The organism is Kitasatospora sp. Xyl93, assembly GCF_055383135.1.
Map to the genome: position 1 here is coordinate 4,629,812 of NZ_AP029185.1, position 13,266 is coordinate 4,643,077.

Here is a 13,266-nt window from a genome sequence, read left to right on the forward strand (position 1 = left end):
CCGGCTACGGCCGGGAGAGCAGCGGGAGCGCGTGCAGCACCTCGCGGACCGCGGCGCGGTCGCCGTGCTCGCCGACCGGCAGCCGGTCCGGGTCGCGGTGGGCGGCGGCCAGCTGGCACAGCTCCAGGCCGTCCAGCACCATCGAGGCCACCGGCTCGCCGCCGCCGTTCCCTCCGGGTGAGCCGTCGGCGGCGCCGGGACGGTCGTCGCCGTCCAGGCTGACCAGCCATTCGCCGCCCGCCGGGCCGTCGACCATCAGTCGCACCCGCCGGGCCGTCCGGGTCCCGCCCTCCGGTGCGCCCGGCGCCCGGGCGTGCTCGGGCCGGGCGGCGCGCAGCCCGGCCAGCGCCCGGGGCAGCAGCCGGACCACCAGCTCCACCATCTGCCGCAGGTGCTGCGGCGCCGGCGGATCGTACGGGTAGGCGACCGCCCGGGCCACGTCCTCGCCGTGCACGAAGCACTCGAAGGCGCGGTCCACGAAGGCGTCGCGCAGCGGCAGCACCGCGAAGCCGTAGTCGACCGGGGTGTTGCCCTGCGGCGCGAGCGCGGCGCTGCGCACCAGGTCGTGGGCCTGCCGCCGCCAGCGGGAGCGCACCGACTGCGGGGCCAGGCCGTCCTGGTCGGCGATCAGCCGGGCGGTGCGCGCGCTGATCGCGGTGTACGGGCCGCCCTGCGGCGGGACCCGCGGCACGGCCGGTCCGGCCGCCGGCTCCTGCGGCGGCACCCGCCGCCCGGCCGGTGCGGCGGGCGGGCCGGGGGCGGCCGGCACCGGGTCGGGCAGGCCGAGCGCCATCGCCAGGAAGCCGTCCACCGCGGTCAGATGGCCCAGCACCTCGGCCGGGCGCAGCCGCTCGGTGCCGCCGTGCCACGGCAGTTCGGCCACCTCCTGCCACTCCTCCGGGCCGAGGTCGCGCAGCAGCGCGTCGAGCTTGGCGGTCTCCGCCGTGTACGGCACGCCCCAGGCGGGGACGGGCAGTTCGGCCGGGCGGCGGGCCAGGCACCAGTCGAGCACCTGCTGGCGCAGCGGGCCGGGCTGGTCCAGCGGCTCGTCCAGGGAGAGCCAGCCGGCCGCCTCGCGCAGCCGGGCCGCCTCCTCGGCGCACTCCCGGCAGCCGCGCAGGTGCTGCTCCAACTCGGCGGCCTCGCGGGCCGGACAGGCACCGAGGGCCCACGCGCCGAGCAGCGAGCGCAGGGCGTCGTGCCGCTCCTCAGTGCTGCTCACGTCTCCCCGTTCCCGTTCCCGGCCCGTGCCCGCCGGTTCCGTCCTGGCGGGCGCGTTCGTCGGCCAGTTCGGTGGCCAGCAGCTCCAGACCGAGCCGCATCCGCTGCTTGGCGGCCTGTTCGCTGATGCCGAGCAGCCGGGCCGTCTCGCGGTAGGTGCGGCCGTCGTAGTAGGTCACCGCGATGGTCTCACGCAGGGGTCGGGGCAGGGAGTCGACCACGTACTGCATCCGCGCGGCGGTGGCCACGGCGCGGATCTCGGCCTCCGCGCCGGGCGCGGGCTCGGCGGCCCGGCGCGCCCGCAGCCGTTCGACCGCGCGGTGGTGGGTCAGCGCGCCGAGCCAGGAGCGCAGGGTGCCGCGGGCGGGGTCGAAGTCCTCGGGGTGCTCCCAGACATGGGCGAAGATCTCCCGGGTGAGCTGGGTGGCGGCGGCCTGGTCGGCCAGTATCCGCCCGGCCAGGCCGTGCACCATCGGCGCGAGCTGGTCGTAGAGTTCGCCGAGCGCCGTCTCCTCGCCGCGGGCGAGGCGGCGTTGCAACTGCTCGTCCCAGCGCGGGGTCCGCTCCGGGGTGGCCATCGGGAACCACCCTCCTGACCGGGTTCGCTGGCGTACCCAACGGTATCTTGCGGCCGGGCGGCGCCGGGGGCGATTCCGGCAAGAACGGAACCGTTCCCCACGGTTCGCCGTCCTCGTGGACGTGCCGCCCGGCGCGGAGCTCCCGGCCCGCTCCGGCGGGCCCGGATCGGGCCGCCGTCCGTCGTCCGCCCTTGGTGTCCGCCGCCCACGGGGCCGCTGTTCGAGCGCCGATGGACATATGTCGCACGGGTGGTTCGCGAGTGGCGGCCGGGGTGGGCGGGGCGCGCGGCGGTAGGTTCCCGACTGCGGGACCGGCCGGGCGGCCCGGGCCGGACGATCACCGGTGCGAGGCTCGCGAGAGTGAGCGGGACAGTATGCACTGCCCTGTCGCCCGATCGCCGGAATATGCCCGAAGCGCTTGCTGCTGTCCGTCCCCCCGCCCATCCTGAGGCGTGTTCGTGTCGCGGCCGGTGACCGACCGACGAGCCGGCGCGGACGAGTGGGCGCGGGCGGGCGGGTCGGGCGGGCGCCCGGGTACGGCTCGGGCGGCGCCGGGCGACGGGCCGGGGCCCGCCGGCCGGACCGGCCCGATCGGGACTAAGGCCGAACTGCGAGTGCAGGTGGTGGAGCGGTGCAGGTTCTTCAGGTACAGCTGGCGGTGGAGGCCGACCCCGCCGAGGTCGGGCGGGCCCGCCGGTGGGTGCGCTCGCGGCTGCTGAACCACGGGGTGGACCCGGACGCGCCGATGGCCGAGACGGTGGTGCTGGTGGTCTCGGAGCTGGTGACCAACGCGGTGGTGCACACCGGCTGTCCGGCCGTGCTGCGGCTCTGCCTGCCGGTGGCCGGGGACCCGCCGCAGGACGGGCCGGCCGCCCCGCTGCGGGTGGAGGTGGCCGACGCGAGCCGGGTCGCCCCGGCCCCGCGGCACGCGGGCGCGGACGAGGACGCGACCAACGGGCGCGGCCTGGAGCTGGTCGAGCTGCTCTGCGAGCGCTGGGGCTGGTACCCGGACGGCTCGGGCAAGCGGGTCTGGTGCGAGATCGGCAGCGACGCCCGCCCGGCCGATCCGCTGGCGGACGTGGACTGGGCGGCTTTGGCGCAATAGCGGCTTTCGCGGCGGCCGTCGGACCGTGCAGATCTCCGGCGCCGATCACCGGCCGAAAGGTGACGCAACCATTCCGAATTTCGGACTACCCATTGACGTGACGTATCCGACTGATCACGCTTGGGTGCGGCGCTCCGTTGCGAGGGGACGCCGAGGGGACGTCCGTCCACCGCCGCGGTGCTGCTGTCCAGGGGATTCGTGCCAGCAGGGGGGATCGCGGACGGTCGGTCGCGGGCCGCTCCTTGGCGAGTGCGGAGGGTGTGGCGCGGGATCAGGGCTCGCGCGCCGCGATTGGATGGCGGCCTGCCGTGCCGTGCTCGGGGCGCGCGCGGCCTGCCGCCATCCAATGCGCCGCCCGGCAGCGGCGAGATCCGGCCACCGGCTGCCCGATGCCCGGGGCGCGCTCAGGAAGCGCGCCGGACACGGCTTTCGGGGAGCGCGCGGCCCTCGGGGAGCGTGCGGAAGGTGCGCCGGTAGGCGCTCGGCGCGACGTCGAGCCGGCCGCGCAGCTGCAGCCGCAGCGAGGCGGCGGTGCCGAAACCGGACTCCCGGGCGACCTGGTCGATCGTCAGGTCGGTCCGCTCCAGCAACTGGCGGGCCCGCTCGGTGCGCTGGGTGGTGATCCACTGGCCGGGGCTGGCGCCGGTCTCCTCGCGGAAGCGCCGGGTGAAGGTCCGTACGCTCATCCCCGCCCGGTCGGCGAGCTGCCGCAGCGCCAGCGGCCGGTCCAGGTGCTCCAGGGCCCAGGCGCGCACCGCGGCGGTGCCGCTGTCGTCGGCGTCCACCGGGCTCGGGGCCTCCACGTACTGCTTCTGGCCGCCCTCGCGCCACGGCGGCACCAGGCAGTTGCGGGCCACCGCGTTGGCCACCGCGCTGCCGTGGTCGCGGCGCACCACGTGCAGGCACAGGTCCACCCCGGCGGCCACGCCGCCGGAGGTGAGGACGTCGCCGTCGTCGGTGTAGAGGACGTCGGGGTCCAGCCGCACCCGGGGGAACAGCCGGGCGAAGCGCTCGGTGTAGCGCCAGTGGGTGGTGGCCGGGCGGCCGTCCAGCAGCCCGGCGGCGGCCAGGATGAAGGAGCCGGTGCAGATCGACATCAGCCGGGTGCCGGGCCGGATCCGGGCCAACGCGGCGGCCAGCTCCGGGGTGAAGCAGGCGTCGGCGACGGCCGGGCTGGAGTCGGAGGAGGCCGGGATCAGCACCGTGTCGGCCCGCTCCAGGAGTTCGGACCCGTGGTCGACCATGATCCGGAAGTCGGCGCTGGTGGTGACCGGCCGTCCGTCCAGGGTGCAGGTGGCCACCTCGTACAGCGGCTGCCCGGCCGGGTCCTTGGCGCCGCCGAAGATGCGGGCGGGGATGCCGAGTTCGAAGGCGATCACGCCCTCCAGGGCGAGTACCGCGACCAGGTGTGCCATGCCGTCCCTCGGGGTGCGGGTGGATTCGGGGGTGGGGTCGGGCCAGCGTACCGCCGCTCCTGGCCCGATTCTTGCGAAAGCTGTCATTCAGGCCACTCGTCCCGCTCCGGCCGGCCCGGAACACTCGTCCGCGTGACCGAACGCAGCGCCCTCGCCCCCACGTCCCGCTCCGCACCGCCCGCCCCGGCCAAGCGCCCCCGGGTGCACTACGCCTGGGTGGTGGCCGCCGTCTCCCTGCTCGTCCTGCTCGGCTCGGCCGGCTTCCGCTCCACGCCGAGCCTGATGATGGACGCCCTGCACAACGAGTTCGGCTGGTCGCTCGGGACGATCTCCAGCGCCACCTCCGTCAACCTGACGCTCTACGGCCTGACCGCCCCCTTCGCCGCCGCCCTGATGGACCGTTTCGGCGTGCGGCTGGTGGTGGTCTGCGCGCTGCTGACCATCTCGGTCGGCGCCGGGCTGACCATGCTGATGCGCGAGCCCTGGCAACTGGTGCTCTGCTGGGGCGTGCTGGTCGGCCTCGGCAGCGGCTCGATGGCCGGCGCCTTCGCCACCACCATCACCGGCCGCTGGTTCCAGGCCCGCCAGGGTCTGGTCACCGGGGTGCTGACCGCCGCCGGAGCGGCGGGCAACCTGGTCTTCCTCCCGGTCGGCGCCTGGCTGGTCGAGCAGCACGGCTGGCGCTCGGCGGTGGTCGTGGTCTCGCTCGCGGCCAGCGCCGTCGCCGTCCCGGTCCTGCTGCTGATGCGCGAGCGGCCCGCCGACCTGGGCCTGCTCCCGTACGGCGCGACCGAGGCCCCGCCCGCGCCGGCCGCCAACGGCCGCGCCCTGGCCCGCTCGCTGCGGGTGCTGCGGACCGCCGCCCGCAGCCGGGCGTTCTGGCTGCTGGCCGGCTCCTTCGCGATCTGCGGCGCCACCACCGCCGGCCTGGTCGGCACCCACTTCATCCCGGCCGCGCACGACCACGGCATGCCGGTCACCACCGCCGCGAGCCTGCTCGCCCTGATCGGCGTGTTCGACGTGCTGGGCACCGTCTTCAGCGGCTGGCTCACCGACCGGGTCGACTCCCGGCTGCTGCTGACCGTCTACTACGGGCTGCGCGGCCTGTCCCTGCTCCTGCTGCCGCAGCTGCTGGCCGGCTCGCTCCAGCCGCCGATCCTCGCCTTCGTGATCTTCTACGGGCTGGACTGGGTGGCCACCGTGCCGCCGACCGTCGCGCTCTGCCGCCGGCACTTCGGCGAGGACGCCCCGATCGTCTTCGGCTGGGTGCTCGCCGCCCACCAGATCGGCGCGGCCGTCGTCGCCGGACTGGCCGGCCTGGCCCGGGACGCGCTCGGCAACTACGACCTCACCTGGTACGGCGCCGGCGCGCTGTGCGCGGTCGCGGTCGGGCTCTGCCTGGCGCTGCGCACCGGGCGGCCCGACGGGGCGGTGCCGGCCCTGTCGTGAGGGTCGGCGCTCCGCAGGTGGGGGCGGTGGCGGGCCTCCCGGGCCTGCCGGTCCGCCCGGTCCGCTCGGGCCTTCCGGGCCTCCCGGTCCGCCCGGGCCCTCTGGGCCACCGAAGCCTTCCGGTAGGACCGTCGTACCGGAGGTCTAGGCTCCGCTCCATGGCGCTCACCTTCACCCTGGACCCCAAGCTCGACCCCGACCTGCGGACGGACATCGTCCGGCTGTGGGCCGACGTCACCAACGCCGGCGGGGCGGTCGGCTTCCTGGCGCCGGTCACCGAGGAGGAGGTCTGGAACACCGCCGACCACCAGTTCGCCGGGGTCGAGCCGGACGGTCCGGACCGGCTGCTGGTCGCGCACGAGAGCGCGACGGGCCGGCTGGTCGGGGTGCTGTTCTTCGAGTCGATGCGGTTCGGCCCGATGGAGCACTGGCGGATGCTCAAGCGGGTCATGGTGCACCCCGACTTCCAGCGCCGCGGCCACGGCGCCCGACTGCTGGCCGAGGCCGAGCGGGTGGCCCGGGGGTGGGGCCTGGAGTCGCTGCGGCTCACCGCGCGCGGCGGCCTGGGACTGGAGCGGTTCTACGCCCGCAGCGGCTACCGGGAGGTCGGCCGGGTGCCAGCCGCGATCCGGGTCGCCCCCGGGGACGACCGGGACGACATCACCATGTGGCTCGATCTGCGCTGACAGCCGCCCGGGCGGGTCGGTCGGGTCGGCCGGGCGGGTCGGCCGGGCCGGATCGGGTGACCCGTGCCCCTCCCGGCCTGTCAGGCATGCTTGACTGGAGGACCCGCCCCAGCGCAAGAAGAAGGATGTGTCGAGTGACCAGCAACGGCCCGGAGAAGTCGCACGCCACGCTCCGCTACACCTCCATGCGGGTCAGCATCTTCCTCGGCTGCCTGCTGGTGGCCCTGCTGCTCGGGCACTTCCAGATCATCCCGGTCAGTGGTGAGGCCGGCATGATCTTCCTGTTCCTGCTGGCCGCGGTCGCCTCCGCGCCGCTCAGCTACGCGCTGCTGAGCAAGCAGCGCGACGCGATGTCCGCGCAGATCAGCGGCAAGGTCTCCGGGATGCGCAGCCGTACGGCGGAGCGGATCGCCGCGCAGAACGCCGAGGAGGACGCCGCCGACGACGCCGCCCGCGCGGCCACCGCCGGCCAGGGCTGATCCCGGCCCCGCCCACGAGCGCAGCCGCCGTGTCCGCCACCCGGGACTCCGTGCCGTCCGAGCCGTCGCCGGAGCCGTCGTCCGAGCAGCCGCCCGCCGAGGGGGCGCCCGCCGAGCAGCCGCCCGTCGAGGGGGCTTCCGGCACCTGGCCGGCCCCCGTCCGCCGGCCCACCGGGCGGGACGTGGCCCGGCTCGCCGGGGTCTCCCAGGCCACCGTCTCCCTGGTGTTCTCCGGCGCCGAGGCCGGCCGACGGGTCTCCGAGGCCACCCGCGGGAGGGTCCGGGAGGCCGCCCGCAGCCTCGGCTACCGCCCGCAGGCGGCCGGCCGGCAGCTGCGGCTCGGCCGCAGCGGGATGATCCTGCTGGCCGTGCCGAACCTCCAGGGGCCGTTCTTCGGCAGGGTGCTGGAAGGTGTCCACGAGGAGGCCGGCCGCAACGGCCTGGCCGTGGTGGTCAGTTCCGGCTGGGGCAGCGCCACCCTCGCCGAGGCCGCCACCGCCGGCCGCTTCGACGGCCTGCTGATCTGCTCCCCGGACGACAGCCAGCTCGGCGAACTGCCCGCCGACACCCCCGCCGTCTTCCTGGACGCCGACCCCGGCACCGACCGGACGCGTCCGACCGTCGAGCTCGACGTGGCCGGCGGGATGCGCGCCGCGGTCGAGCACCTGGCCGCGCTCGGCCACCGCCGGATCGGTCGGCTGCGCTCCAGCCACGCCGCGTACACCTTCCGGGTCCGGCAGGCCGCCTTCGAGCAGGCGGTCCGCGAACTCGACCTGGACGTCGTGGAGCTGGGCGTGAGCCTGAACGACGGGCACCGGGCCGCCCGGACCGTGGCGGGCCGGCTGCTGGAGCGGGCGGACCGGCCGCGCGCGGTCGTCTGCGACGACGACGTGGTCGCCTCCGGGGTCTACCAGGCCGCCGCCGAGCTGGGGTTGCGGGTGCCGGAGGACCTGTCGGTGGTCGGCATGGACAACGTCGCGGTGGCCGCGCTGCTCGCCCCGCCGCTGACCACCGTCGACCTGCCCGGCGAGGAGCTGGGCCGGGCGGGCGCGGCCGCGTTGGCGGCCCTGCTGCGCGGGGAGCGGGTGGCGCCGGTCGCGCCGCTGGCCACCTCGCTGGTGCTGCGCTCCTCCACGGCTCCGGCCAGTACGGCTTCGGCCGCTACGACTTCGACGCGCTGACCACGGCGCGTCGGCTCCGGGTGCGCGGAACGGCTCCGCCCGCACCGCCCCCGACTCCACCGGCAGCCCGCTGCGGCGGGCCCGGCCCGCTGCCGGTCGTGCCCGGTGCCGTCGCCCCGGGCTTCGGCGTGCTGTTCGCGGTGGCCTCCCGGCGTCGTCGGGGCCGCCGCAGGTGAACACCCGCAGGCAGGTGGACGAGGGGACCGCGCCCGTCGGCCAGACCACCGGCGGGCGCGGTCGTTCACGGGGTGGGTCAGCCCACCGGGACGGGCTGCGCGGCCGGGGCGAGCGGCACCGGGTGGAACCAGCGCCGGGCGCCGAACAGCAGCAGCCCGCCGAGCGCGATCCCGCCCGCCGCGCACAGCGCCACCGGGCGCAGCGAGTCCTCGGCGAGCTTGCCGGAGACGGCGTAGCCGAGCGAGTTGCCGGTGGCGAACAGCGTCACCAGCCAGGCGAAGGCCTCGGTGACGGTGCCGGTCGGCGCCAGTTCGGCGACCAGCACGAACGCGGCCGCCAGCAGCGGGGCCAGCATGATCCCGGAGAGGAAGGCCAGCGCGGCCATCGGGTAGGGACCGGGCAGGGCGAGCAGCGGCAGGTAGGAGGCGGCCATCGCGAGGGCCATCATCCAGGTCCGGGTGGCCGTGGTCCGCCGCCACTTGACCGCGCCGTAGGCGAGGGCGCCGAGCAGGCCGCCGAGCGCCGCCAGCGCCAGCAGGGTGCCTCCGCCGCCGGGCAGGGAGCCGACGTGCTGCTCGGCGTAGGCGATGAACAGCACGTTCTGGGCGCCGACCGCCCAGCCGGCCCCGGCCAGTCCGACCAGGAGCAGCACCAGCCCGGGGGAGCGCAGCGGTCCGAGCAGTCCGGCGGACTGCTCCCGTGCCGGGGCGCGCCAGGCCCGGGCGGGCCCGGCGGTGGCCACGACCAGCGCGCCCACGAGTCCGAGCCCGGCGGCCACCCAGAGCGCGGCGACCGGGCTGAACAGCCCGGAGATGGCGGCGACGGCCAGCGGCCCGGCCACGTACAGGATCTGCTGGGACGCGGAGTCGAAGGCGTACGCGGTGTCGAGCTGCTCCTCCTCGACCACGTCCGGCCAGAGCGAGCGCAGGCAGGGCTCCAGCGGGGGCATGGCGAGACCGGCGATCGCGGCGCCGACCGGTGCGGCGATCGCGGAACCGGGGGCGAGGGCGAGCAGCGCGTACCCGCCGCCGGCCACCACGGCGGAGGCGAGCAGGACGCGGGGCTGTCCGGTGCGGTCCACGATCCGGCCGAGCACCGGGCCGCCGACGGCGGCGGCGATCGCGTAGGCGGAGGTGGCCAGGCCGACCCGGCCGTACGTCACCCCGGCGTCGCGCAGGGCGAGGGCGATGACGAGGGCGGTCATGCCGGCGGGCAGCCGGCCGAGCAGGGTGCCGAGCAGCAGACGGGTGACGTGCGGGGCACGGAGCAGGGCGAGGTAGCCCATCGGGATCCTCTCCGGGTGGGCAGGCGGGGGCGGGGACGCCGTCAAAGTTATACGTATAACCGCTCGGCGGTCAATCGGACCGCCCGGTTGGGCTGATGGGGCGTCAGCTTCGTTCGTGTCCGGAGTGCGGGTTCACGGCAGGCCCCGGATGGGGAGGGGCTCCCTGTGACCTCAAACAAGTACTTTGAACATCTCAAACCTTTGCTGCTAACGTATCGGCCATGACAGCCTCAGACACACTGCGGATGAACGGCCCGGGCCAGCTGCCCCGCGCCGCCCGCCCGTGTGCTCTGGCCGGTGCTGTGGACAGCCCGCGCCGTTGTCGCGCCGTGCGCCTTACTGCCCTGAGCTGTACCGCGGCGGCACGCCCCTGACCGGGGGCCCGACGTTTCCCGTCCGGCCCCGCGCCGTGCCGCCCGCCCCACCCCACACCTCACCGTCAGCAACGCCCTCCCCCGGAGACGCTCCCCCATGTCCACAGCGCCCGAGGCGACCTCGTCGCCGTCCGTGCTCGCCCGCATCCGCAAGACGCCCTTCTGGGTGCAGATCGTCGCCGGCCTCGTGCTCGGCGTCGGCCTCGGCTACCTGGCCCGCACCGCCGAGATCTCCTGGTTGGCCACCACCCTGGAGACCATCGGCAAGATCTTCGTCCAGCTGCTCAAGCTGGCCGTCCCGCCGCTGGTGTTCACCGCGATCGTGGTGAGCGTCGCCAACCTGCGCAACGTGACCAACGCGGCCCGCCTGGCCACCCGCACGCTGCTCTGGTTCATGATCACCTCGCTGATCGCGGTCGGCATCGGCCTGGGCCTGGGCCTGCTGACCAACCCGGGCGAGGGCACCGACCTGAAGACCGAGGGCCTCAAGGCGCTCGACTCCAAGGGCACCTGGATCGACTTCCTGACCGGGATCTTCCCGACCAACATCGTCGACTCCTTCGCCAAGGTGAACGTGCTCCAGATCGTCTTCCTGGCGGTCGTGGTCGGCGCGGCGATCATCAAGCTCGGCGCCAAGGCCGAGCCGGTCCTCAAGCTCAGCGAGTCCGTGCTGGAGCTGACCCAGACCGCGCTGTGGTGGGTCATCCGGCTCTCCCCGCTCGGCACCCTCGGCCTGATCGGCAAGTCCGTCGCCAAGTACGGCTGGGACCTGCTGAAGCCCTTCGCCACGCTGACCCTGGACATCTACCTCGGCTGCGCGCTGGTGCTGTTCGTCGTCTACTCGCTGGTGCTGCGCTTCGCCGCCGGGCTCAACCCGCTGCACTTCTTCAAGGGCGCCTGGCCCGCGATCCAGCTGGCCTTCGTCTCCCGCTCCTCGGTCGGCACCCTGCCGGTCACCCGCCGCGTCACCGAGCGCCTCGGCGTCCCGAGCGAGTACGCGTCCTTCTCGGTGCCGTTCGGCGCCACCACCAAGATGGACGGCTGCGCCGCGATCTACCCGGCCGTCGCCGCGATCTTCGTCGCCCAGGTCTACAACATCGAGCTGGGCATCAAGGACTACATCCTGATCGCCTTCGTCTCGGTGGTCGGTTCGGCCGCCACCGCGGGCCTCACCGGTGCGATCGTCATGCTGACGCTGACCCTGTCCACGCTGGGCCTGCCGCTGGAGGGCGTCGGCCTGCTGCTCGCCATCGACCCGATCCTGGACATGATGCGCACCGCGACCAACGTCGCCGGCCAGGTCGTGGTCCCGATCGTGGTCGCCGCCCGGGAGAAGATCCTGGACGTCGCCGCGTACAACAACCCCTCCGCGGACCTGTACGACGAGGACGCGAAGCCGGCCGTCGGCGCCGGCCGGGCGACCCCGGCCGCGGTCTGAGGTCGTCGAACGTGCGATCGGACGTCAGAGGGGTCGTTCGATCGGCATGACGGAAAGGGCCCTCCCCCGGTGACGGGGGAGGGCCCTTTCCGCATTCCTCGATCCGTGCCCGAACTTCCGGCGGGCCGCGGGTTCGCGGATCGGGCCGCGGATTCCGAAAAGGCAGGGGGCCCGCCGGATGGGCGGGCCCCCTTGGGTACTGCTCTTGTGCTCATGGTGGCGGCTGTCGGGAGCCGCCGGTGGACCCGTCGGGGTCCCGAGCGATCAGGTCATCAGAGGATCGTCAGACAGCGGTGACGTTCTCCGCCTGCGGGCCCTTCGGGCCCTGGGTGACGTCGAAGGTGACCGCCTGGTTCTCCTCCAGCGAACGGAAGCCGTTCGCATTGATGGCGGAGTAGTGAACGAAGACGTCCGGGCCGCCGCCCTCCTGGGCGATGAAGCCGAAGCCCTTCTCAGCGTTGAACCACTTGACGGTTCCCGTGGCCATGCCGTTCTCCTTGCGATGCGTGTCGGGGGCCACACCGTGTGGCGCCCGGTCCGCTGCGCTGATCGCCCTGCCTCCGGACGTGTCCGAAATTTTTCGATATTGCTGAAAAACTACAAAAAGCCTGCGGTTACATGCTCCGCAGGCTTCAAGTACTGCAAGGGGAATCAAACTGCAACTGAGGGCAACGCTAGCATGCGGCCGCTGTGACGACCAGAGGTCACTTACCGCGCGGAAGACGCGTGTCGTCAGGCCCGGAACGGGTGTTGGAAGGCGGCTCGGGGACGTGTGAGGGCGTGTCGGGTCCGGCCGGTGCGAGCCGCCGTGAACAGCGGGCATACGCTGCGTGGAGGCACGAACAGCAAGGGAGCGGCGCAGTGGCAGCACCGGAAGCACGAACACCGGACGCGCGGACGCGGGAGCCCCGGCAGGACACCCCGGTCAGGCCGCGGGTCGGCCACATCCAGTTCCTGAACTGCGTCCCCCTCTACTGGGGACTCGCCAGGACCGGCAACCTGCTCGACCTGGACCTCACCAAGGACACCCCCGAGAAGCTGAGCGACCAGCTCGTCGACGGCGCCCTGGACATCGGCCCCATCACCTGCGTGGAGTACCTGCGCAACGCGGACGACCTGCTGGTCCTGCCGGACATCGCGGTCGGCAGCGACGGCCCCGTGATGTCCTGCCTGATCGTGAGCAAGGTGCCGCTCGCCGACCTTGACGGCCGCCGGGTCGCCCTCGGCTCCACCAGCCGCACCTCCGTACGGCTCGCCCGGCTGCTCCTTGAGGAGCGCGAGGGCGTGCACCCGGACTACTTCAGCTGCCCGCCGGACCTCAGCGCGATGCTCGCCGAGGCCGACGCCGCCGTCCTGATCGGCGACCCGGCCCTGCGCGCCTACCTCGGGCAGGCCGCCGACCTCGGGCTGACCGTCCACGACCTCGGCGAGATGTGGAAGGAGTGGACCGGCCTGCCGTTCGTCTTCGCCGTCTGGGCGGTGCGGCGCGAGTTCGCCGAGCGCGCCCCCGAGCTGACCGCCGCGGTGCACCGCGCCTTCCTGGAGTCCCGCGACCTGTCGCTGGTGGAGGCCGCCAAGGTCGCCGAGCAGGCCGCCCGCTGGGAGGCCTTCGGGGCGGACGTGCTGGAGCGGTACTTCAGCGAGGCGCTCGACTTCTCGCTCGGCGAGCGGCAGCTGGCGGGCGTCACGGAGTTCGCCCGGCGGGTCGCGCACGACAGCGGGTTCGCCCCGGACGTCGCGGTGCGGCTGCTGGAGCCGGCGGAGTTGCCGCTGGGGGAGTTGCCGGCGGGCGCGTTGCCGCCGGGGGCGTAAGAGGGGTCCGCTCGGCCCGGTACGGTCTGCACCGAGGCGCGGCCGGTTGGCGGTTGGCGGTGGCTG

At 74.5% G+C, this 13,266-nt stretch carries 12 protein-coding genes; 7 read left to right on the top strand and 5 right to left on the bottom strand.

Annotated elements, in window-relative coordinates; translation table 11 throughout:
- Positions 1-4: 4 nt before the first annotated feature.
- Together ACZ5GH_RS20810 and ACZ5GH_RS20815 are read right to left on the bottom strand one after the other, a co-directional pair.
- The gene (locus ACZ5GH_RS20810; protein ID WP_387759970.1) at positions 5-1,222 is read right to left on the bottom strand and encodes a zf-HC2 domain-containing protein; all 1,218 of its coding nucleotides are present in this window, start codon (positions 1,220-1,222) and stop codon (positions 5-7) included.
- Complete coding sequence (locus ACZ5GH_RS20815; RefSeq protein WP_387759972.1) at positions 1,209-1,799, bottom strand: sigma-70 family RNA polymerase sigma factor; 591 nt, start codon at positions 1,797-1,799, stop codon at positions 1,209-1,211. Before ACZ5GH_RS20815 ends, ACZ5GH_RS20810 begins: the two co-directional genes overlap by 14 nt.
- A 631-nt stretch (positions 1,800-2,430) precedes the next feature.
- Here ACZ5GH_RS20815 and ACZ5GH_RS20820 point away from each other — a divergent pair.
- Positions 2,431-2,904, top strand: a complete 474-nt coding sequence (locus tag ACZ5GH_RS20820) for an ATP-binding protein (RefSeq protein ID WP_387759973.1) — start codon at positions 2,431-2,433, stop codon at positions 2,902-2,904.
- A 404-nt stretch (positions 2,905-3,308) separates the two neighbouring features.
- Here ACZ5GH_RS20820 and ACZ5GH_RS20825 read toward each other — a convergent pair whose 3' ends face one another.
- Positions 3,309-4,319, bottom strand: a complete 1,011-nt coding sequence (locus ACZ5GH_RS20825) for a GlxA family transcriptional regulator (protein ID WP_387759974.1) — start codon at positions 4,317-4,319, stop codon at positions 3,309-3,311.
- Positions 4,320-4,451: 132 nt separating this feature from the next.
- Between ACZ5GH_RS20825 and ACZ5GH_RS20830 the strand changes: the two genes are divergently transcribed.
- The 4 genes from ACZ5GH_RS20830 to ACZ5GH_RS20845 all read left to right on the top strand — a co-directional run bounded on the left by ACZ5GH_RS20830 (position 4,452) and on the right by ACZ5GH_RS20845 (position 8,114).
- Positions 4,452-5,768, top strand: coding sequence for an MFS transporter (locus ACZ5GH_RS20830; RefSeq protein WP_464334983.1), 1,317 nt, complete (start codon positions 4,452-4,454; stop codon positions 5,766-5,768).
- A 158-nt stretch (positions 5,769-5,926) separates the two neighbouring features.
- Complete coding sequence (locus ACZ5GH_RS20835; RefSeq protein ID WP_464334984.1) at positions 5,927-6,454, top strand: N-acetyltransferase family protein; 528 nt, start codon at positions 5,927-5,929, stop codon at positions 6,452-6,454.
- A gap of 134 nt (positions 6,455-6,588) precedes the next feature.
- The gene (locus ACZ5GH_RS20840; RefSeq protein WP_387759979.1) at positions 6,589-6,933 is read left to right on the top strand and encodes a DUF4229 domain-containing protein; all 345 of its coding nucleotides are present in this window, start codon (positions 6,589-6,591) and stop codon (positions 6,931-6,933) included.
- Positions 6,934-6,962: 29 nt separating this feature from the next.
- A complete protein-coding gene (locus tag ACZ5GH_RS20845; protein WP_464334985.1) occupies positions 6,963-8,114 on the top strand; it encodes a LacI family DNA-binding transcriptional regulator in 1,152 nt (383 codons plus the stop codon).
- A 253-nt stretch (positions 8,115-8,367) separates the two neighbouring features.
- On the opposite strand, the gene ACZ5GH_RS20850 is transcribed toward ACZ5GH_RS20845, so the two are convergent.
- Positions 8,368-9,576, bottom strand: a complete 1,209-nt coding sequence (locus ACZ5GH_RS20850) for an MFS transporter (protein WP_387759981.1) — start codon at positions 9,574-9,576, stop codon at positions 8,368-8,370.
- Between the two features lie 471 nt (positions 9,577-10,047).
- Between ACZ5GH_RS20850 and ACZ5GH_RS20855 the strand changes: the two genes are divergently transcribed.
- Complete coding sequence (locus tag ACZ5GH_RS20855) at positions 10,048-11,388, top strand: dicarboxylate/amino acid:cation symporter (RefSeq protein ID WP_464334986.1); 1,341 nt, start codon at positions 10,048-10,050, stop codon at positions 11,386-11,388.
- A 283-nt stretch (positions 11,389-11,671) separates the two neighbouring features.
- Here ACZ5GH_RS20855 and ACZ5GH_RS20860 read toward each other — a convergent pair whose 3' ends face one another.
- Positions 11,672-11,875 (bottom strand): cold-shock protein, encoded by a 204-nt coding sequence (locus tag ACZ5GH_RS20860; RefSeq protein ID WP_045692393.1) that lies wholly within the window; start codon positions 11,873-11,875, stop codon positions 11,672-11,674.
- 458 nt (positions 11,876-12,333) lie between these two features.
- On the opposite strand from ACZ5GH_RS20860, the gene ACZ5GH_RS20865 reads away from it, so the two are divergent.
- Positions 12,334-13,200 carry a menaquinone biosynthetic enzyme MqnA/MqnD family protein gene (locus ACZ5GH_RS20865; RefSeq protein WP_387760044.1) on the top strand — a complete coding sequence of 289 codons (867 nt, stop codon included), beginning with the start codon at positions 12,334-12,336 and terminating at the stop codon, positions 13,198-13,200.
- Positions 13,201-13,266 lie beyond the last annotated feature (66 nt).

What these genes read in the sequence shown, in the direction of transcription:
- ACZ5GH_RS20825 (WP_387759974.1), bottom strand. Translation starts at nt 4,319, where the DNA reads ATGGCACACCTGGTCGCGGTACTCGCCCTGGAGGGCGTGATCGCCTTC.
- ACZ5GH_RS20860 (WP_045692393.1), bottom strand. Translation starts at nt 11,875, where the DNA reads ATGGCCACGGGAACCGTCAAGTGGTTCAACGCTGAGAAGGGCTTCGGC.
- ACZ5GH_RS20850 (WP_387759981.1), bottom strand. Translation starts at nt 9,576, where the DNA reads ATGGGCTACCTCGCCCTGCTCCGTGCCCCGCACGTCACCCGTCTGCTG.
- ACZ5GH_RS20855 (WP_464334986.1), top strand. Translation starts at nt 10,048, where the DNA reads ATGTCCACAGCGCCCGAGGCGACCTCGTCGCCGTCCGTGCTCGCCCGC.
- ACZ5GH_RS20835 (WP_464334984.1), top strand. Translation starts at nt 5,927, where the DNA reads ATGGCGCTCACCTTCACCCTGGACCCCAAGCTCGACCCCGACCTGCGG.
- ACZ5GH_RS20815 (WP_387759972.1), bottom strand. Translation starts at nt 1,799, where the DNA reads ATGGCCACCCCGGAGCGGACCCCGCGCTGGGACGAGCAGTTGCAACGC.